Below are 19,960 nucleotides of genomic sequence, written 5' to 3'. Positions count from 1 at the left end.
ATGTGGGTTCTTGTCTCACCGAACTTAATTCATCGCTCGATATGTTAGCTAATTCAGTATTTATTTTAATTGGGGCGCAATAAAGCGATTGTGCGCCGCCACTGGAATTTGTTGTCTTATGGTCGCTAAGGCGGCTAAATCAAGCTGGGCTTTCACCCAACCTAGACCGGTCTTTTTCTCAGCGATAATCTTGCCCCAAGGGTCTACTATCATACTTTGGCCCCAGGTTTCTCGGCTACCTTGGTTATGCTGACCCCATTGATCGGCAGCCAGAAAATAACACTGGGTTTCAATCGCCCTTGCTTGGATCAAGGTTTGCCAATGGGCTGCGCCTGTTACCTTAGTAAATGCAGATGGCAAGGCAATAATTTCTGCCCCCGCTAACCTTAATGCCCTGAATAAGTCAGCAAAACGTATATCGTAGCAAATGGCTAAGCCTACCTTGCCAAATGGGGTGTCAATGACAGTGATACGATCCCCTGGGCAAAAAGTATCACTTTCTCGATAGGATTGCGTTTTATCGGCAACCTCAACATCAAATAAGTGTAACTTATCATAGCTGCCTAAGGTATTGCCTTCATCATCAAATAAGTAACTGCGACTATAGACCCTAGCTGCATCTGCAGAAATCGGGATAGTTCCGGCCACCATATAAACATGATGACGCTGAGCTAATGCGGCCAGTTGCTGTTTAAGTTTGCTGGATTCTTCCACAGCAGCAACAGCTAATTGCAGCTGCTCGTGACCACCAAATAGCAAACTGCACTCAGGCAGTACTACCAGTTGCGGTTCATTAGCCTTTCGAGGTAATACACTAAGCTGCGAGTCGATAAAGGCCAGATTGGCTTTGACATCTGTGCTGCTTTGACATTGCAATAAACTGACTTGCACTGGCGCCTCCTTGGCATTGTCGATGATACAGGCTAAAGGACACGATATTGGCTGCGGCCTCTGTGGCTGCTTCATCTGCTTTTAGGTTTATGTCAGTAGCATCTACTTCATTAACACCAGCGTCATTAACACCAGCGTCATTAACATTAGCTTTATTAACATCAGTTGCATTCGGCTGATTTTCAGAGCGGTTTAGTTCTACACTCTCAGCTTTAGAGCTAATAGCTTCCGAGCTTACCGTACCTGCCCCGACCTTATCAGGGCTGACTTGTGTTGCTGGCGTTCTTGGCAAAATTGATTCTGGGATTTCGATTTCTTTACTTTTTCGCTCAAGCTCTTCTAATTGTGGCTCGGTCATAGTACCACCAAGGCGAAAACGAATTTCAGAAATAACCTCAATCACAGGCTCTAATACCTTGGTCAAGGCAAAGGCACCTAAGCCTAAAGTCCATGCGCTGGTACTAAGTAATACCACTGTAGGCACACTTGATGCCAATTGCGGAATAAAGCGAATATCATAATTTAAACTTTGGGTGGTTAAATCAGTATAACCACGCACTTTCATATTACCGGCAATCGCATCCATTTCAGTGTCAGTGGTTTTAACCACACCGTTATCGATATTAAGTGAGCCCCCGAACGAGTCAAAGTGTAACCCTTTACCAAACACATCAGAAAAATCTAAAGATAACTTACGCACTATAGAATCTAGGCTAAATAGCGAGAATATCCGCGCACCTTTATCACTAATTTCAGATAAGTAACCTTTGCCCATATCAAAACGTAATTTACCGTTTAGGGTGTCTAATGAGAAACCATAAGGCGGGCCCTGCCATGAAAACTCACCAACTAAATCAAGGGGGGCGTCTTTTAAGCCGGGGTTAATCCCAAGGACTTCTGACAATGCATCAAATTTACTGGCTTTCAATTTAACATCAAACTTAGTCAGGTTTTTGCCATCTTTAAAGGTCCAATCGCCAGTAGCTTGCAAGCTAACAATGGGCCGGGTGAGGGTTAATGTTTGAAAGCGATAACCGTCTTCATAAGGAATACCCTGCAGCACTAAATGGCCCAGACGCCTATCGTAGATGCCAAAATCATCCACATCCACAGCTAATGGCGGTAAATTATCGAGCATATTATCTGGGCTGAACTCCGCTTCTTCAGCAGGTTTAACCCTGGGCGTTAAATGCAATTTACTGGCAACAACTTTTAAGCCTTGTTCACGCCAACTGGAATAAAAATCAATCCGCCCATCAAATTCTTGTGACAAAACATCAAAACGCCATACATGCTCTAACGGCTTGGCGCTAAAACTCAGTTGATTAAAGTCTTGGGCTAAAATATCTAATTTACCCACCTTGGCATCAATTAACGCTAGCGGCGGGAAGAAGCTAGCTTTTGGCCGCGTTAGGGTAGCTTCTGTGGTGCTAGGCTGGTTTTCAGTGGGCGCTGAGGTTTCCGCTGCATGGGCTGTCACAGTATCAACCACGGCTGACTCAGCTGCAGGCTTATTGGCAAAAATACTGGCCATTTCCTCTTCAGTATTTACCAGTGCCGCAGCCGTGGTATCTGGAAGATCGATACTTGAGCTTGCCTTATCGGTAAATTGACTGATGATCGGCAGCCACTGAGTCAGCACCGCATCAGGTAAATCAATAATGATATGACCTTGGTCTTTGGCAAGCTTGTCGCCTAACTTAAACTGACGCCCCAAGATCAGATCATAATGGGCTAAATTATCACCACTTTGTTGATTGAAGCCGCCCCAAAACTCAGCTTGTTTCGCTAGTTTAAGCCCCAATGAGGCCTGTTTATTATCGCCAATAAGCTCTGCACTTAATCGGGTAGGCGTAGCGGCTGCTTTTGTAAACGGCGCAGGTAAGGATAATTCAGCGCCAACTAAGTCTGAGTTAAGCTGTACTTGCAGGCTGTAACCTGTGGCATCAAATATCATAGTGACCCCGCCATCCCAATCCAGTTGACCGGAATAATAGTCAGATAACGGGTTATCAATATAATCAGGTAGATTGTCTAAATCCCACAATCCTTTTAAACCAACGCTTAAGGCTAAATCATCAGCTGAGGTTTTGTTGGTGCCAAAATCAAATGTCAGTGGCTGCTCAAATAAATCTGCGTTGATTTGATTGCCGTTAACTTCAGCATTAATAAATGCCACAGTGCCATTTACTTTTTCCAAGTTAAGCCCTGGTGTGGCGATAAACACCTGGTTATCGTTAAAATGAATTAAGCCTTTATTGTCAGCAACACCGCCCTCATACAGCGGAATGGTTAAATCTAAATCACTGATAATATCCCCTGAAATTTGTACCACATCCAAGGTCGTCCCCACAGATGATTGCAAAGGCGAGTTATCAATAAGCGTTTTTGCAGCCGCTGCTGTTGCCGCGATTTCAGCTTCAATTTTTAAGGTGGTATCTTTACCCATAAACGGAATATAAACATGGGCGCCAGCAGCATTTACGTCTAATAATTTGCCCTTATTAATCATGATATCCATGGCGGCATTTTCAAATAAGGCATATAAGCTCAAATCATCAACTTTGGGCCAATCAGGCTGAAACTCAAATGCGCCGTCATTAAGGTTAAACCCAGCTTGAAAAATACCTGAACTGTCTTGATAAGGAAAACCGCTTAGATCACCATGCCACACAACTTGCGCATCAGGAATATGACCTTTGAGAATAGCCTGGTTTAGATAACTGACTAAATCATCACTCATGGTTTTAAGAGGGAAATAACGCCCTGCATTGGCAGCATTGCTGATAGCCACATTAGCATTTAACGCCAAGTGCGCTTGCGCAGCCATATCCAGCTGCATTGATGCGGCGAGATCAATATCATCATTGTAAAAATGGACTTTGGGTAAGGTAAGCCGTGGTTTAGCTAAACTATACTGCGCTTTAAATGCATCAGCCGATAATGTTAGCGGCGCTTCAAAACCATCTTGAAAATCTAGCTGATATTGCTGCGCAGGAAACTCGGCACTTAATAGATTATTAGCCCAAGAAAGGCTGCCATCAATGGGTTTACTGCCGGGAATATTCCCCGCTGCTTGCCATTGCAGTTGTTTAATATCAGTTTTAAACAATAGCGGTTTATCGGCAACTTTGAGTAATTGCAGTGGCCCAATACTGCCCTGTGGTTGCAATTTACCCCATTGCTCAACCCCTTTAAGGCCCATTGACGGGATTAACGGCAATAATGGTGTCAGCATTTCTGGGGCGATTTGATTAACGCTAACGGATAAGTCACGGTAGTTGGTTTTTAAAGATAGTTGTAATTCAGGCCAAGCTTGCTCATTCGATTTAAAATCAAGGTCATAGCTATTAATCTGCCAGCCGTTATCGTTAGGCTGCCAAGTTAACGCGCCGCCACCAATTTCAAATTTCTGTAGTTCAGTTGCACCATGCCATTGTAGCCAACTTGGCTCAAAGACTAATAAACCAGTATTAATGGTGCGGTGCTCAAACCCGAGCCAAGCTTTTAAATTTACAATGCCTTCAAATTCAATACTATCAAGCTTTAACTCTTTCTCATGTTGTCTTGATGCCCATTCCCCCAAGTCCAACGACTCAGCCGAGATATACACTTGGCCCTTAAGATTATCGGGTTGATAACCACTGCCTTTTAAATCAACTCTTAAAGCCAGTAGCTCTTTTTCTGAAGCTTGCTCATCAAGATGTATAAAGCCTTTAGCTCTGTGCATGCCCGCCATATTATGCCAAGTTAAATTACTAATAAATATCGGCCGATAATCATGGCTGTTACTGAGTAATTGTAAGGTGCCATCACTGATTGAAAAAGTCTCTAGTTGCTCTAACAATAGCGCATAGAGCCAATCGAGATCTGTGGCAGCAGCTGAGGTGGCCTCAGAGCTTGCAAGCGCATCCATGTTCAATGCCACATGAATGCCATCAAACTTGACCGTTTCGATTTGCGGGCTAAGGCTAAGTAGCGTTTGCCAAAAATCCAGTTTTAGATGTACCTTGCTGGCAATTGCAGTCACTGGTATAGCTTGCTGCGGCGGGATCACGATATTACTGACGGTTAAAGCGGGGCCATAGGCCTGCCATTCAGCAGAAACCTCACCCACTTGAACCTCAAGCTGATATTGCTGATATAAATAATCAACAATTTCTGAACGCACTTCAGGTAAATGAGGCAGTAACCCACGGATAAGACTCACCGCTAGCGCGAATAGTACCAAGACTACGGCTACCGATTGAAAGCATATTCTGCACGCAATTAAGGTTTTACTTTTGGGCACTACACCATCACCACGTCATACTTGTTTTGGGTATATAAGGTTTCATTTTGCAGCCGAATACGTTTACCAATATACACTTCAAGCTCGGCTAATAAATGGCCTTCTTCGTTGCTTAAACTCTTGTAAACCGCTGGTGAGCAATACAGCAAAAACTCATCAGCTTGGTAAGCACGATTTAAACGAATTATCTCTCTAAACACTTCATAAGACACTGTTTCAACGGTTTTCATTGAGCCAGTGCCTTGGCAAGCTGGGCACTCGCCGCAAACGACATGCTCTAAACTTTCACGGGTGCGCTTACGGGTCATTTCCACTAAACCTAAACCCGAAAAACCGCTAACACTGGTTTTAACTCTGTCATTAGCCAACGCGTTATTTAAGCTGTCTAGCACCCGCTTTTTATGCTCATCATTAAGCATATCAATAAAGTCGATAATGATAATGCCACCTAAATTACGTAACCGCAGCTGCCTAGCAATCGCTTGAGTGGCTTCAAGGTTAGTATTAAAAATGGTCTCGGCTAAGTTACGATGCCCCACAAAAGCGCCGGTATTAATATCGACTGTGGTCATAGCTTCAGTTTGATCAATAATTAAATAGCCGCCAGACTTTAATTCGACTTTACGCCCCAATGCGCGCTGAATTTCATTTTCAACGTCATAGAGTTCAAAAATGGGGGCTGGCCCTGAGTAATGTTCGAGCTTTTCAGCAATTTCAGGCATAAACTCTTGGGCAAAACCCTGCAGCTCTGCAAAAGTGCGTCGAGAATCCACTTGAATATGGTCAAGTTCGGCGCCAACAAAGTCACGAATAATCCGCACCTGTAGGGCTAAGTCTTGATACAACAAAGTCGCGCCTTTGCGCTTTCTACGTTCACAAACTTTTTTCCATACCCGTCGCAAAAACGCCGCGTCTTGAGCCAGTTCATCATCGCCTACGCCTTCAGCAGCGGTGCGAATAATAAAACCACCATCTTCATCAACATAAGGTTCGGTAATCGCTTTTAAGCGAGCCCGCTCAGTCTCTTCTTCAATCCGCTGAGATACACCCACATGGCTTGAACCTGGCATAAAGACTAAGTAGCGTGAAGGCAAAGTAATATCTGTGGTGAGACGAGCACCTTTAGTACCAAGAGGATCTTTGACGACTTGCACTATGATGTCCTGACCTTGCCTGACTAATTCGGCAATATCACGCACCACAAAGTTGCCTTTTTCAACATCGGCAACACATTCAGTATGGGGAACAATATCTGAGGCATGTAAAAATGCAGCTTTTTCAAGACCGATATCCACAAAGGCAGCTTGCATACCAGGTAGCACCCGACTGATTTTACCTTTGTAGATATTACCCACTAAACCACGCTTCATACGTCGTTCAATATGGACTTCTTGCAGAACGCCATGCTCAACCAGTGCGACTCTCGCTTCTGTTGGCGTCACGTTAATCAGTAATTCAGAGCCTTTTTTACGCTGAGCTTTAGTTTGCATAAGCCACCTGTTTAACGTCTTGTTATACGATATGGGTTATCGAGCCAACTTCTGCAGCTCAGTGTCAAAGACAGATAACCTAAAGGAGTGTTATTTATTTAATCAGGTTCATTTCAATGAGTAGTTCGCGAGTCTCTACTAACGGTAACCCGACAACGGCAGAATAACTGCCTGTAATTGCCTGTACAAAACAGCCACCTAATCCTTGAATACCATAAGCGCCAGCTTTATCCATTGGCTCTTGGGTATCAATATAGGCATCAATAGTCTGGGCGGATAACTCACAAAAGGTTACCGCCGTTTGGCAAAGCCTTGTTAGGGTTGTAGTGCCATCAGTCACTGCAACAGCTGTCATGACTTGATGGGTTTGCCCCGACAATGACGCTAAAATAGCTTGAGCATCTTGTCTGTCTACTGGCTTACCTAAAATCTGTTCACCTAGCACCACTATCGTATCTGAGCCTAATACTTTGGCATCGTCGATTTCAGTACACAAGGCCAAGCCTGCAGCGGCTTTTTCTTTAGCTAATCGCAGCACGAAATCGGCGGCTGACTCACCAGCAATATGTGATTCATCAATATCAGGTGCTACCTGCTTAAAATAAAATCCAGCATCTGAAAACCCAGCTTGGGCCAGTAACTCTTTGCGGCGTGGCGATGTTGAAGCAAGAACCCAACTCATACTTAGCGAACCTTATAACGTCGACGAATGTTGCGTAGCACCCAAAAAAACCACCACCACATGAAAATACTGGAGATCGCAGGTAAGAACATTGACCAATCGAAGCCAACACCGTTAATTACAAATTCGACCCAATAAATAATAAAATGATATAAACACACAAACAGCGCCACTAATATAGACTGCTGCCAGCGGGTAAAGTTACGTAACCTTTGGGATTGGATCACAATAAGATAAATGACAATCGAAAAGGCTAACGAGCGCACCCCTAAGGTTGCGCCAAGCAGCACATCAAGCAGCACGCCAACGACCCATGCGGTAAGTACGCTATAACGATGTGGCAGTGCCATCGCCCAATAAATCATTACCATTAACAACCAATCTGGTCGCCAAGCTTCAACAATGGGCGGCAGCGGCATGATTTGAAACATCATACTGACAAAAATGGTGATCAACACCACCATGCGGCCATTGGCAATATGCGCACTCATTGGCTCACCTCAGTATCGGTCACTAATTCAGCATCTGCCTCAAGGGGAGGAATATCGGAGACTAATGTTGGCTTGAGAGACTCAAGGTCTTCATCAGGCCAAATCAATAATACATAACGGATACGGTCTAAGGCCGCTAATGGCTGCGCAGAGATAATAGAATAGCTTTGGCCAGCATCACGAGAAATGTTCATCACACGTGCCACAGGATAACCTTCAGGAAAACGCTTACCAAGACCCGATGTCACCAGTAAATCACCGACTTGAACGTCGGTACTTTTGGCTACATGGCGCAATTCAATTTCATCAATATCACCGGTGCCTTGGGCTACGGCGCGTACGTCATTGCGGGTAATTCTTACCGGAATACCATGGGTGGTATCGGTCAGTAATAATACCCGACTAGTGAGCTCACTCACTTCAACCACTTGGCCAACAACGCCTTTGGCATCGACAACCGACTGGCCGACGAATACCCCTGTGCGAGCGCCGTGGTTAAGTACCACATAATGCCTGAAAGGATCGCTTGCCACTTCCATCACTTCTGCGACAACTTTACGCGAGTCCATGTGCACCGGTGAGCCGAGTAAGGCTCTAAGGCGCTCATTTTCTTGTCTCAAGTGTTCAAAACGTTGTAAACGCTCAGACATCAGTAATTGCTGGCGCATCAACTCTTTGTTTTGTATTGCCAACATATTACGGGTAGCAATAGAATCGGCAGACCAATCCAGCATCACACCAGGGACATTAGCTAAATATTGAAGCGGGCTTAAAACAGAAGAAATGGACTGACGAAGAGGTTCTAGGCGATCATTAGCGATAAGTAATACCACCGACAAGATAATTGCCAGTGTTAATCTAAATTGTTGCGATATACCACGAACAAAAATTGGTTTCATAATTATCAGGCGGTGACATTTTAGCTATAGAAGTCAAAATATACACCGCCATTGGTTCGCTCTTTAGTTCTCTTCAGAGAATAAGTCGCCACCGTGCATGTCGATCATCTCTAGCGCTTTACCGCCACCACGAGCAACACAGGTTAGCGGATCTTCAGCAACCATCACCGGGATACCGGTTTCTTGCATGAGCAAACGGTCAAGATCACGCAATAATGCGCCACCACCGGTTAATACCATGCCACGCTCAGAAATATCTGAAGCCAGCTCTGGTGGAGACTGCTCTAATGCAACCATTACCGCACTCACAATACCTGATAACGGCTCTTGTAGCGCTTCTAAGATTTCATTGCTATTTAGGGTAAAGCTTCTTGGTACACCTTCGGCAAGGTTACGACCACGTACTTCAATTTCAAGTACTTCGTCGCCAGGATATGCAGTACCAATAGTGTGCTTAATACGCTCAGCCGTTGCTTCACCGATTAAGCTACCGTAGTTACGGCGTACGTAGTTAATGATGGCATCGTCAAATTTGTCACCACCAATGCGTACTGATGACGAGTAAACCACACCGTTTAACGAGATAATCGCCACTTCAGTAGTACCACCACCAATATCAACAACCATTGAACCTGTAGCTTCTGATACTGGTAAACCAGCACCGATTGCAGCAGCCATTGGCTCTTCAATTAAGTAAACTTCACGCGCACCAGCGCCCATGGCTGATTCACGAATGGCACGACGCTCAACTTGTGTTGCGCCAACTGGCACACAAACAAGGACACGCGGGCTTGGACGGAAAAAGCTATTGTTATGCACTTGCTTAATGAAGTGCTGTAGCATTTTTTCAGTCACGTAAAAGTCTGCAATCACACCATCTTTCATTGGGCGAATTGCTTGAATATTACCAGGAGTACGACCTAGCATTTGCTTTGCATCTGTACCCACAGCAGCCACTGATTTTTGTCCGCTGCTGCCACGCTCGCCACGAATAGCCACAACTGATGGTTCGTTTAACACGATACCCTCGTCACGAACGTAAATTAATGTATTTGCCGTACCTAAATCGATCGATAGGTCGTTTGAAAAAACGCCACGCAGCTTCTTGAACATGTACCTAGCCTGTATTCTGTAAAGTCAGAAGAAAGAAAAATCAGGTAACTTTATCAATGCCGCTGATATTGCACAAGACCGAACAGGTTAACAATCGCTAATCTAGGGCTTTTTTTTCTATATTAGGCAATTTAATTGATTATTCGCCAAAAACAACTCAACTGTGATTAAAATTCCACCAAAGCAATGCCAAATTTAATAACGATTAACTTTGGCTCTGCACAGCAAAGTAACAAATCATTGCCAATCTTATGAAGTAAAAAAATGATTGCTCAATATTCGTTGAAAATAGTGAATATCAAATGATGCTAATTAAATCGCAACTCTTAAACGACGCTAATTAAATGAATGAGACACTCGTTCAATAATTAACGTACTTCTCGCCAATAAATTATTCTGTCATGACCACGATAACGACCGAAAAAAGCACTCGCTCTAGGATCGTAAAGCGTGGTTGAAGACGTAGCATCCCAATCCCAATACCATTGCAACCAGGTAGGGACTGATAATGGCGCAGTCACTTGACCTCGGTAGTCTGTCGAGCCAGTAATGGCATTCCATAGCAAGGTAAATTCACCGTTAGCAAACTTACCATTTGGGTATTGGACTATATCATTAGCACGGGTAATTTGTTGCCCTGCAACCAATGCAGGCTCATATTTATAACCTAAAGTGGCATCATCAATCTGAGTCGCTAATGCAGGAGTTACCACACTGCAACTATCTTCAATATTCAGCACCCAATTGGTGCCATCCCAATACTCTGCACGAGTGGCCATTTGAAGCGTATCTTTTTCAGCACCATAAGTGTTGTCCATCACCACACGGCCATGACGAAAACGCTGAGTTGAAAGCTGCTTGGCATCACAGTTACTGCCACAACTACCTACTGTTGCCGCATTCATATCAGGATTGGCAACAAAAGCGTTATTGTCTGCGTTGCTACCTGAATGATTATTGTCGTTATCTTCAACAATAACTCCGATATCAAAACTATCAAACGGACCATCTTTACCTGGGGCAGCAAGCCTGCTAAGTGTCGCCATATAACTACTATCGACTGTTGCCACACCTTCAATCCAAGAACTCGCCGTGACAGGTAATGAACTCAAGCGATTGCGCTTATCATCACCATCTAGGCTGTCAGCCCCCACCAATAGCGCTGTGGCCTTGGCGAAACTGTCTTTATAATTTGTAGTCACTGCGCCATTAATATTAAAGGCACTGATATTCATTGCCAGTGGGAATGGCTGGTCCATATAACTAAAGCCTGTGCAGCTAGGTAAAACACTCACGCCACTAATGGCAAATCGATCAGGCACAAAACGGCCTATATTATCTGAGCTTGCCAATGGGATATCGTAAAAACTTGAACCTTCATAAGTTGATGGCGGCTTAACCGTAAACTCAAACACCCCTACTTCACTGATAGATTGCGTAATAGTATTGGTATTATTAGTCGCTGCAATATGGTTGTAATTACCAATACTAAGACTGCCTTCTTCACCAGGTTTAGGGGCTATTAATTCACTACCTAAAGTCATCCCGCTATGGATGTAATTAGGCGTGGTTAAATTGTCACAAAAATCGACATCATTATCAGACTGCCAAGCCATGCCTTGAACCGTTAAATCAAACTCCTCACCGGCTTTTTTATACACATTGCAACTGCTATCGCCCGCTGCGCAGCTGGCATTGGTATCAACAGGCTTAACGCATAAGCCGACAGGAAAGCTGACAAACGAGTCCGCGCCCACCATCACTAAACCCGCTTCGTCGTCACTGCCATCATATTGCGCATTTAATTGCACCTGACCCGCATCAGGGTAATTCACGCTAATATCCGCTTCGCCATTAGCATCAAAATCCAGCGATATCAGTGTGCGTGCGCCAACGGATGTCCCTATATCAGTTGCTGCGCCATTACCGGTTACTGCAACTTGCGCCCCAGATATAACTGAACTCGGCGAAACGTAATCACTCCAAAAGCCCACATCTTTAGTCACATCAGCAAATTGCGGTACGCACGCTTGTGAGGCATCATCTTTTTTCACCGCAGAAACGCTAATACCAGAGGCAGGTTTATTAGCCAGCTTGTCCGGCACATCAAAAATAAAACCGCTATCAGCAAAATTGAAAGTACATTGCGCCGCTGTGGGGGTATTACCGGCAATGCTACATAAAGTGGGGTTAATGGGGGTAGGCACTGAATTAATAATCCCAACGGTCACACTACCCGTAGTGTTGCGCCTTAAATCAACTTGAGTCGAGTCACTAAAGCTAACACTATTGCCGCCAACCCAGCCTCCGCCACCAGTAATAGTTGCTGGGCTTAAGTTCGCTGATACAGTATCTGAAACCGTGGTGCTACAACTGGCATCAGCGCAAGCTTTCAGGGTTAATGTTTCTGCTGAACAGGTTAACGCTGAGCCTGAGTGGGTATATTCAAAATGATCTATGGCTGCGGTTATCGCAGTCGTTTCAAGAGCGACAAAGCTGTAATGTTCCCAAATATGACGGCGATCGGGATCGCGATAAGTATCTTCATCAACCACCATACTGACTGTATCATTGGTCAACTGACAACGGCGCAGCCAGCCTCCATCACCGCCACGTCGACTGGTTTTTCCTGACACTAAGACTGGCGCATCGCTAAAGCCCGTTAAACTAGTGGTGAAGTTACACTGATAATCTAAGTCCTGAATATTTGCTGAAGTGAAAGTCTGCGCATTCCCAAAGTGAAAATTTGTATTTTCACCATTTAACTCAATAGTACCGTTACCTGCCATTAACGACATATACGCTACGGTTTCGGCTGCAATCTCATCATTTTCCAATCTATCTTCCATGCACCGATTCGGGCTGATAAGCCTGACCTCAGATGCTTCTAAAGCAACTTCAGCCCCAGTCGTTGTAAATTGCGAGGTAGTAGTAAGCCAACAATTATTAACCTGAGTTTGTATTTGGTGCAAAAAGATATCTTGGGTGTCGGGTAATATCACATCGGTATAAGGTGAGTTAGATCCTATTAGCGCATCATCTACAGCCACAGTTCCGGCGATCAATTCGGTGCCATTGGATAAGTCATGGGTGCCTTCTGTAACTGCAATCCAGTGCACCTCTACCATATTGTTAGAATCAACCTTTCGCCTTGCTGGTGAAGGCGGCTCTTGTTGCTCCCAGCTAAAGCCAGATGTGGTGACACTGCCTTGTTCTAAAAAGACTGAAGCGGGGCCATCACCATTTGCATCAGTTTCAGAAATGGTCGGCATTAAAAAGATTAGCGGTGTTGAACCTGCGGGGAAAGGCGTCTCAAAACTAACACTCCCTGTTGTAGCTCCAGTATTCGGATCAGTTATAGATATAGACTTACCGTATTGAATATGGAATGGAATGACAGGGTTGGATGATGCATCATTGATAGTCGATGATTTCATATTTAACACTCTAGCTGTCACACGACCATTAATAATTGACTGATTGGTCATTGACAAGGTCCCATCAACAACAATCAACCCATTAACCGTAGTGCCACTGGCTAGTGTTAGTGAACTATAGGTAATTAATTGCAATTCAAAGTTATTACCATCATTCAGCTTTACTCGATCACTCCAACTTGCAGACTGGTTAACAAAAATTCTCACATCGCCAAGTAACTCAATGGAGGAGTCGCTACCTAAAAGTAATTCATCGACCCAGTAATCACCACCCGACAAGATCAATTTACCCCGATTAGTCAGTTCAAGTTTATCAAAACGATATTCATTAAAGTCATTTGTAATAGTAGCCGTACAATTATCTAGCTTAATCTCTGTAAATTCATTTTCACCGTCATCACCCAATGTTATTTGAGCATTGTTATTACAAGAATCACTACCAGCCCCGCCATTACTAGTCTCAAATTTGTTAGTGCCGCTCATCGCTAAGCCACGGATATCTCTACCGGTAATAGTACAAGTGCGATCACCGCCAGCAGCAGTATCGCAGCTTCTCCCATTACCATTTACAATGCTAATAGAACAAAACTGTAAATCATCTCCATTGGTACCATTAATTCGACTTTGATCACTTAACGATAACTGTGTGCCTGAAGCACATTTACCATTATTATTCCCGCGATGACCTTGGGCAACATCAGCCCAAATAACATTCTGATCAATAACCTCAAATGCATAAGCTGGCATTATCAAAAAACAACACATAACTAACGCTGTGACACTACTTTTTAGAAAACTAATCACCACGGGCTTCCACCTCTACTTGTCGATTAACCCGCAGGCAATCTGTTGTAGCCGCATCGCCGCTACAATTACCGGTTTCACAAACTGCATAGCTAAGAATGCTATATTGGGTCACGCCGTTAGCCACCGTAGGGGTACAAATCACTGAAACTCTACAGCCGTGAAAACCAATTGTTGATGGCGCTATCCATTCATGACGTACTGAATTGCAAACACCCACCCCACCAGCAACCGGAAATAAACTTGCTAATTCAGCATCTGCGCCGCTATTGGCGGCAAATAAGGCTCTGGCGCCCCACACTTCGAGGTTCACAGCATCATCGCTATCTTCCAGCATCCGAATTAATGTGCCAGCCAGTAAAAACATGACGATTAATACAAAAATAGCAATCACCAAGGCGCTGCCTCGTTGACGTCTTGCTATTAAGCCACTAGCGCTTAGTGCCTTGTTTAAGGGGTTATGGAACATTCGTCACCTTAACTTGATGCTGATATTTGAACGTTTCGCCATTAACACTAAATCTGGGTTCAATATGGACTATGGCATTTCGCATTAGGTTTTGTTCAGTCAGTTTAATAGCAGGCTCTAGTAGCAGATTGTTACTAACATTTTCTGCCATCAATACCGCAGTGCCCATTTGCGATGGTGCGGGCTGACTCGCTATATAGCCATAGTCAGCGTAACGATAAAGTTTTACCTCACTATTGCCTATAGGGCTTTCAAAACAATAACTAATAGGCTGACTGGCAAAGTAGATACGTTTAATTGGCGACTGCTCGGCAAATTGAGCTAGGCCAGTAAATGTTAGCATAAGCACATTGGCTGAGCTTGAACTTGATTGCAGTTCAAAGCGCTTGTTTCTGCTAGCTTGATATACATCGTTAACGCCGCTGCTATTGCTAGCGAGTGGGTAAACCAGCGCATATTGCCCTGCATTAATGCTAATGCCATTATCAATCACTGTGCCGGTGACAAGGGCATCATCAGGGTAAATGGGCAGCTCAAGGTAACTGGTGCTGGAATCAATGGGCAATAGCTCAATACATTGATAACTGCCACCTGTTGCAGTGCGTAATCTGACGCTATTTGGCACTGCATTACGAATATCACGGGTCATGCGCTCAACCGCAAAACGGCTTTGGCTAAGCACTTGATCAATTGAGCTTGATTCAACAAAAATACGGGTACCAAAAATAATAAAACCGCTAACCCCAACCACCAATATGCCCAAAATCAAAATGACGGTGACCATTTCAATTAAGGTAAAACCGACCTGTTTAACGCCTATATTTGATAAAGGTTTTGCCCGTTGCAGTAAGCCCATTAGTAATTACTCCTTACCGCTTGGTAAGTGATCACTTCACCAGCAGGCGTAGTGACGTCTACAGTAATTAATTTTTCGGCTTGGCCGTTAAGGTATGACACATCAACTTCTAACTCATAGCCCAAATACACCTCGGCGTAGGTCTGGTTTGAGTCAAGCATGAGACTGCTAATATTCAAACCTTTGTAATCATCCACATCATTGAAATTATTACGGCTTTCACCGTTTGGCCCCAGCGTGGTTGAACAAGCTACCCCAGCAGCAGAATTACACGCTGGTATACCACCATTTGGATCGGTATTTTCATCAAAGCGCTTACCCCAAATCTCATTCATCACCGAATGGGCAAGCTCAGCAGAGCGAACCCGTGAAAGTGTTTCAACGGCGCGATCAGCTTGGGGTAACAGCATTGAGGTCATCAGTACAATGGATATGCTCAACACAAGCATACCCACCACTAGTTCAATCAAAGTAAAACCTGATTTTTTAGTTGTAAAAGCATTAAATGGGGATAATTTATAAGCCATGAATGTAGCCCTCAGATTCCATTGCAATACCTAAGGTTTCATCGGCTACGGCATTAAAACACAAGCCTGAACAATTGATGTTTGAGCGGCCATAATTATCAAAATCTAAAAAGAAGGTCGTCGCGCTTGTACTGGCCAGCTCGATATAAGCGCCACCCTGAAAAGCTTGTTCCACTTCTGTTCTCAACAGGTTTGCGGTATTACAGCTTGCGGAGGCGGTGTTAATCGTTTGCGAATAGTGGCTAAGCTGATAACCCGTTGGCGACACACTAATACGATAACAACGATCGCTATTATTCATTGCTCTTAACTGCACTTGGCGCAGCTCACTGATAAATTCATTTCGCAGAGAATACGCGCTATAGCTGGACTGAGGAATGAGCCTTGGGATCACAAACACAGCGATAATCCCTACGATTAGAATCGTAGTCACCAGCTCAACTAAGGTAAAGCCACAATGAACGCGTTTATGTTTAAGCCCGAGTGAAAAGATCGTTACCACCTATCAAAAAGTAAATCAGTTATATAGTATGGCAAAATATAGCATAAACGTCTTGATATCCTTTATTAAAATTGCCATTTAGCCTATTGATAATGTTAGCCAGTAGTAAGCTTACATACTGAAATACTGCCAATAAAAAAGCCTGCGTAAGCAGGCTTAGTATTAAGTTAAATCAATATTAACAAGCTGAAGCGACTGGTAATGTTGAAAATGTTGGGAGTTTATTCTCTCCAGCACTTTCTTTATAAGTCAATTTGCAAGCTTCAGGAGCGCCTACTTGAACGATCTCAATAGATTTAGGCACATCTGCAGCAGCAGATACCACGGTAAAATCCCATTCATCGTCTGAAATATCTACCGCTTTTAATAATTCAGCTTTTGTTGCTGAAATATAGCCAAATACTGTGGCAGCATCTGTTGCTGCACCAATATCCACCAAACCTGAAGATTTTTTCTCTTCACCCGCAAGTGCCGCCTTTGAATATACAAGGCTATTAGCACCTTGAATCGCCGCTTTAACACCTTGTAAAGTTGATACGCGGGCATCACCTTGTAAATTGATAAATTTTGGTGCTGCAGTAACCGCTAAAATACCTAAAATGATAATGACTACCACTAATTCAATTAGCGTAAAACCTTGTTGTTTTTGCATAAATACGACCTATAGATACGACAATATAAAATATGGATGCCTACGTTTTTTCCAAACTTACTGCGCTTGAGTCAAGCAAGGTAAGTGGCTAAGCAATGTTCTCTGTTTAATCCTTAATGGCGAGACTTGTTAGATAAACAACCTTTACCTAACAAGGGCGTCAATTATCTCACTTCGTCAAATTTCTGTCCCGCATAACTCGGTATCAGTTTGTATCATTTATATTTAAAGCAGATAGCTTTGTTGCTTTTGCATAGATAATGACACTGAATAAAACCGAACAGTTAAACCAGAGAATCAACACCTTAGCAATTTATAGCCACAATTTTATCACCCCATCATGGCCACCATGTGCCACCAAGGTTACACAGCAGAAAAAATATTCCCTTTAAAAACAAAAAAAGCCTGCATAAGCAGGCTTTTAATATCCAAAAATCTAATTTAACAAAGATCGGGATCTGTTACTGCTGTATAAACGGGCAATACACCGTCTCCAGCTTCCTCATAAACTAAATCACAAGTATCAGGAGCGCCTCTTTGATAAATAGTAGCTTCCCCATCAGTAGCATCATCGATAATCCAATCATTTGAACCTGTATCAATATCAGCTAAAGCATCGAAGGTCACATCTAAAGCTTCTTCCAAATCGTCTTGTTTTGCTTTTATGTAACCATATACAATATTTAAATCTTCTGCGCCGGAGCCAATATCTAGAGTATCTGCATCCTCAGATTCTTTACCAGCCAAAGCTGCTTTAGAATAGACTAATGTATTACCACCTTGGATAGCAGCTTTCATGCCAGCTAAAGCAGAAACTCTCGCATCACCCTGCAGATTAATAAATTTAGGCGCTGCGGTTACCGCTAAAATACCAAGAATGATAATAACTACTACTAGCTCAATTAATGTAAAACCATTTTGCTGCTTCATAAAGACTCCTATTAACAACCGTTATCAGTAATCACATAAGTAGGGATTGTATTAGCATCAGCAGCTTCGGTATAAACCAACTTACAAGCTGCTCCTGTCACTTCTGCAGGTGAACCATTTTGAGTGATAGTTAGTTTGCCATCAACAGCATCGTCGACTATCCACTCTGTATCCGCTGTACCAAATTCTGCATCAATGGCGTTATTAAATTCATCCATATCGGCTTGAAGGTAGCCAAACTTTGTCACAGCAAGTTCTTCTGCACCTATATCGACACCTTCGTCAGTACCCCAAGCTGCTATTGCTTTTTTCTCATGACCATCAATCGCCGCTCTAGCAAACACTAACCCGTTAGCGCCTTGAATAGCCCCCTTAACACCTTGCAGTGATGCTTGACGTGCATCTGACTGCAAATTAATAAATTTAGGCGCTGCGGTTACCGCTAGAATACCAAGAATGATAATAACTACTACTAGCTCAATTAATGTAAAACCTTGTTGCTTACGTTTGATTTGCATAATGTCGACCCTCTTTAAAAAATAAAATTTATGGCATTTACAACATTACTGAATAATCCTTATTCAGTAATTAACTATTACTTTCAGCGTGATTAAGGCTTTAGTTACCTTAATCAATAAATTAATCGTTACTAAAACTGAATACTTGGCCAGTACCTGGATTATAAGTCACACCTTTTGCTCCAGCGGTATTTAAGCTCGGTGTTGGCGCCGGAACACCTGTATTGGTGTTCAAGGTTAATGAAGCAATTTGATGATAGACACAAACATCAATACTTTGAACCACTGAGCCATCGATACCGGTAGCCGTTCCGCCAATACCCTTTTCAACTTTTACTGTGTAGCGTAAATCACGCGCGTCTTCAGTATAGATGTCGTTACGAGGGGCACTTTGCAGCACACTATTAAACACTTCCTGACACGTTAGGTCAGTCATTGCTGTAACGTCAGTATTTGTACGACCTGTCGGAAAACCAAAGCGAGTATCTAAAGAAACAACCGTGCCATCTAAAATCACAGAGGTATTACGACGACCGTCCACTTCCCACTGGGCGCGAACAAAACCAACCGCAGTCGCCAAACCACCAGCAACACCTTCGACACTGGCGTTTTGCGCATCTTCAGTGACATTTAAAAAACGTGGAATTGCGGTTGCCGCTAACAAGCCTAGAATGACAATAACAATAACCAATTCGATTAAAGAAAAGCCTTGTTGCTTCATTTTCATATAAAATACCTCTATTGAGACTGACACCTATTTGAGCTGCAGTCATATTGCCTATTGTTAACTAGCTAAAGCTTATATGTAAATAAATTTTAGCACTTAATGTAGATTAAACACCTATATCGATTGAAATTTAATCTGACCCGGTAAAAATAACCCGCCCCGATGAAACCTGATAACTAATGCTACCACTTTGCGCTGTAGCGAAATGACAAATCTCTAATTCGGTTTGGTAATTTACCTTAACTCCCATATCTAGCAAGTTGCTTGCCATCAATTGTTGCCATAACTCAACACAACCCTGTGCGGAGGCGGATTTTAGCATTGGCCAGCCAAAAGTCGACATCAAAATAATATTATCCTCCCCAGCCAGCTTATCATTTTTAAGTTGTTTAGCTGAACCTGACGCTAGGTTTTCCCAACTTAACTTCAAGCGCTGAGGCTTGCCCTGACTAAGCCACTGGCTTTTTACCATCGCCAGCACATACAGCAGCCGATTATGTTCTCGGTGGATACTTTGAGCGCCGATACTCTCGACGCTTGCAAAATGTTTCGCTCCGATAACAACCATAATCACGAGCACTAAGGTGATGCTGATAATACGGATATAGCTCTTAACCAAATTATTTTCTGATTGCTGTTGTTTTTGCATTATGCAATTAACTCAAACATTGTGGCGTTATG

General features: G+C 43.3%; 17 protein-coding genes. All 17 read right to left on the bottom strand.

Going from position 1 to position 19,960, the window contains the following annotated elements:
- Positions 1–60 precede the first annotated feature (60 nt).
- A complete protein-coding gene (locus Q4591_RS08935; RefSeq protein WP_102520457.1) occupies positions 61–891 on the bottom strand; it encodes a carbon-nitrogen hydrolase family protein in 831 nt (276 codons plus the stop codon).
- Positions 815–5,182: a YhdP family protein gene (locus Q4591_RS08930; protein WP_303460626.1), complete on the bottom strand. Its 4,368-nt coding sequence runs from the start codon at positions 5,180–5,182 to the stop codon at positions 815–817. Before Q4591_RS08930 ends, Q4591_RS08935 begins: the two co-directional genes overlap by 77 nt.
- Entirely contained in the window at positions 5,182–6,672 is a 1,491-nt protein-coding gene (rng, locus tag Q4591_RS08925; RefSeq protein WP_303460624.1) for a ribonuclease G, read from the bottom strand. Before rng ends, Q4591_RS08930 begins: the two co-directional genes overlap by 1 nt.
- A gap of 94 nt (positions 6,673–6,766) precedes the next feature.
- A complete protein-coding gene (locus tag Q4591_RS08920; RefSeq protein ID WP_303460622.1) occupies positions 6,767–7,354 on the bottom strand; it encodes a nucleoside triphosphate pyrophosphatase in 588 nt (195 codons plus the stop codon).
- Positions 7,355–7,356: 2 nt separating this feature from the next.
- Positions 7,357–7,845: a rod shape-determining protein MreD gene (gene mreD / locus Q4591_RS08915; protein ID WP_102475458.1), complete on the bottom strand. Its 489-nt coding sequence runs from the start codon at positions 7,843–7,845 to the stop codon at positions 7,357–7,359.
- Positions 7,842–8,744, bottom strand: a complete 903-nt coding sequence (gene mreC / locus Q4591_RS08910) for a rod shape-determining protein MreC (protein ID WP_303460620.1) — start codon at positions 8,742–8,744, stop codon at positions 7,842–7,844. The genes mreD and mreC overlap by 4 nt, the downstream gene beginning before the upstream one ends.
- Positions 8,745–8,807: 63 nt before the next feature.
- A complete protein-coding gene (locus tag Q4591_RS08905) occupies positions 8,808–9,857 on the bottom strand; it encodes a rod shape-determining protein (protein ID WP_076538556.1) in 1,050 nt (349 codons plus the stop codon).
- Between the two features lie 368 nt (positions 9,858–10,225).
- A complete protein-coding gene (locus Q4591_RS08900) occupies positions 10,226–14,101 on the bottom strand; it encodes a DUF6701 domain-containing protein (RefSeq protein ID WP_303460618.1) in 3,876 nt (1,291 codons plus the stop codon).
- On the bottom strand, positions 14,091–14,567 hold the full coding sequence (locus Q4591_RS08895) for an MSHA biogenesis protein MshP (RefSeq protein ID WP_303460616.1): 477 nt from the start codon (positions 14,565–14,567) through the stop codon (positions 14,091–14,093). Before Q4591_RS08895 ends, Q4591_RS08900 begins: the two co-directional genes overlap by 11 nt.
- Positions 14,557–15,423: a PilW family protein gene (locus Q4591_RS08890; RefSeq protein ID WP_303460614.1), complete on the bottom strand. Its 867-nt coding sequence runs from the start codon at positions 15,421–15,423 to the stop codon at positions 14,557–14,559. Before Q4591_RS08890 ends, Q4591_RS08895 begins: the two co-directional genes overlap by 11 nt.
- Positions 15,423–15,950, bottom strand: coding sequence for a prepilin-type N-terminal cleavage/methylation domain-containing protein (locus Q4591_RS08885; protein WP_102440001.1), 528 nt, complete (start codon positions 15,948–15,950; stop codon positions 15,423–15,425). Before Q4591_RS08885 ends, Q4591_RS08890 begins: the two co-directional genes overlap by 1 nt.
- Positions 15,940–16,452 (bottom strand): Tfp pilus assembly protein FimT/FimU, encoded by a 513-nt coding sequence (locus Q4591_RS08880; protein WP_241904073.1) that lies wholly within the window; start codon positions 16,450–16,452, stop codon positions 15,940–15,942. Before Q4591_RS08880 ends, Q4591_RS08885 begins: the two co-directional genes overlap by 11 nt.
- Before the next feature lie 178 nt (positions 16,453–16,630).
- A complete protein-coding gene (locus tag Q4591_RS08875) occupies positions 16,631–17,104 on the bottom strand; it encodes a type II secretion system protein (protein ID WP_303460609.1) in 474 nt (157 codons plus the stop codon).
- A 441-nt stretch (positions 17,105–17,545) separates the two neighbouring features.
- The gene (locus tag Q4591_RS08870; protein WP_303460606.1) at positions 17,546–18,034 is read right to left on the bottom strand and encodes a type II secretion system protein; all 489 of its coding nucleotides are present in this window, start codon (positions 18,032–18,034) and stop codon (positions 17,546–17,548) included.
- A gap of 11 nt (positions 18,035–18,045) precedes the next feature.
- Complete coding sequence (locus tag Q4591_RS08865) at positions 18,046–18,552, bottom strand: type II secretion system protein (RefSeq protein ID WP_303460604.1); 507 nt, start codon at positions 18,550–18,552, stop codon at positions 18,046–18,048.
- A gap of 121 nt (positions 18,553–18,673) precedes the next feature.
- Positions 18,674–19,279, bottom strand: a complete 606-nt coding sequence (locus Q4591_RS08860) for a prepilin-type N-terminal cleavage/methylation domain-containing protein (protein WP_102475453.1) — start codon at positions 19,277–19,279, stop codon at positions 18,674–18,676.
- A 130-nt stretch (positions 19,280–19,409) separates the two neighbouring features.
- Complete coding sequence (locus Q4591_RS08855; protein ID WP_303446117.1) at positions 19,410–19,928, bottom strand: MSHA biogenesis protein MshF; 519 nt, start codon at positions 19,926–19,928, stop codon at positions 19,410–19,412.
- Positions 19,929–19,960: the final 32 nt, after the last annotated feature.

The organism is Shewanella sp. 3_MG-2023 (genome assembly GCF_030548765.1).
In the GTDB taxonomy this organism is placed as follows: Bacteria; Pseudomonadota; Gammaproteobacteria; order Enterobacterales; family Shewanellaceae; genus Shewanella.
This window is presented reverse-complemented; position numbering and strand designations above follow the sequence as displayed.

Coding starts and splice junctions, on each gene's coding strand:
- rng (WP_303460624.1), bottom strand. CDS start 6,672: ATGCAAACTAAAGCTCAGCGTAAAAAAGGCTCTGAATTACTGATTAAC.
- Q4591_RS08920 (WP_303460622.1), bottom strand. CDS start 7,354: ATGAGTTGGGTTCTTGCTTCAACATCGCCACGCCGCAAAGAGTTACTG.
- mreD (WP_102475458.1), bottom strand. CDS start 7,845: ATGAGTGCGCATATTGCCAATGGCCGCATGGTGGTGTTGATCACCATT.
- mreC (WP_303460620.1), bottom strand. CDS start 8,744: ATGAAACCAATTTTTGTTCGTGGTATATCGCAACAATTTAGATTAACA.
- Q4591_RS08905 (WP_076538556.1), bottom strand. CDS start 9,857: ATGTTCAAGAAGCTGCGTGGCGTTTTTTCAAACGACCTATCGATCGAT.
- Q4591_RS08895 (WP_303460616.1), bottom strand. CDS start 14,567: ATGTTCCATAACCCCTTAAACAAGGCACTAAGCGCTAGTGGCTTAATA.
- Q4591_RS08890 (WP_303460614.1), bottom strand. CDS start 15,423: ATGGGCTTACTGCAACGGGCAAAACCTTTATCAAATATAGGCGTTAAA.
- Q4591_RS08885 (WP_102440001.1), bottom strand. CDS start 15,950: ATGGCTTATAAATTATCCCCATTTAATGCTTTTACAACTAAAAAATCA.
- Q4591_RS08875 (WP_303460609.1), bottom strand. CDS start 17,104: ATGCAAAAACAACAAGGTTTTACGCTAATTGAATTAGTGGTAGTCATT.
- Q4591_RS08870 (WP_303460606.1), bottom strand. CDS start 18,034: ATGAAGCAGCAAAATGGTTTTACATTAATTGAGCTAGTAGTAGTTATT.
- Q4591_RS08865 (WP_303460604.1), bottom strand. CDS start 18,552: ATGCAAATCAAACGTAAGCAACAAGGTTTTACATTAATTGAGCTAGTA.
- Q4591_RS08860 (WP_102475453.1), bottom strand. CDS start 19,279: ATGAAAATGAAGCAACAAGGCTTTTCTTTAATCGAATTGGTTATTGTT.
- Q4591_RS08855 (WP_303446117.1), bottom strand. CDS start 19,928: ATGCAAAAACAACAGCAATCAGAAAATAATTTGGTTAAGAGCTATATC.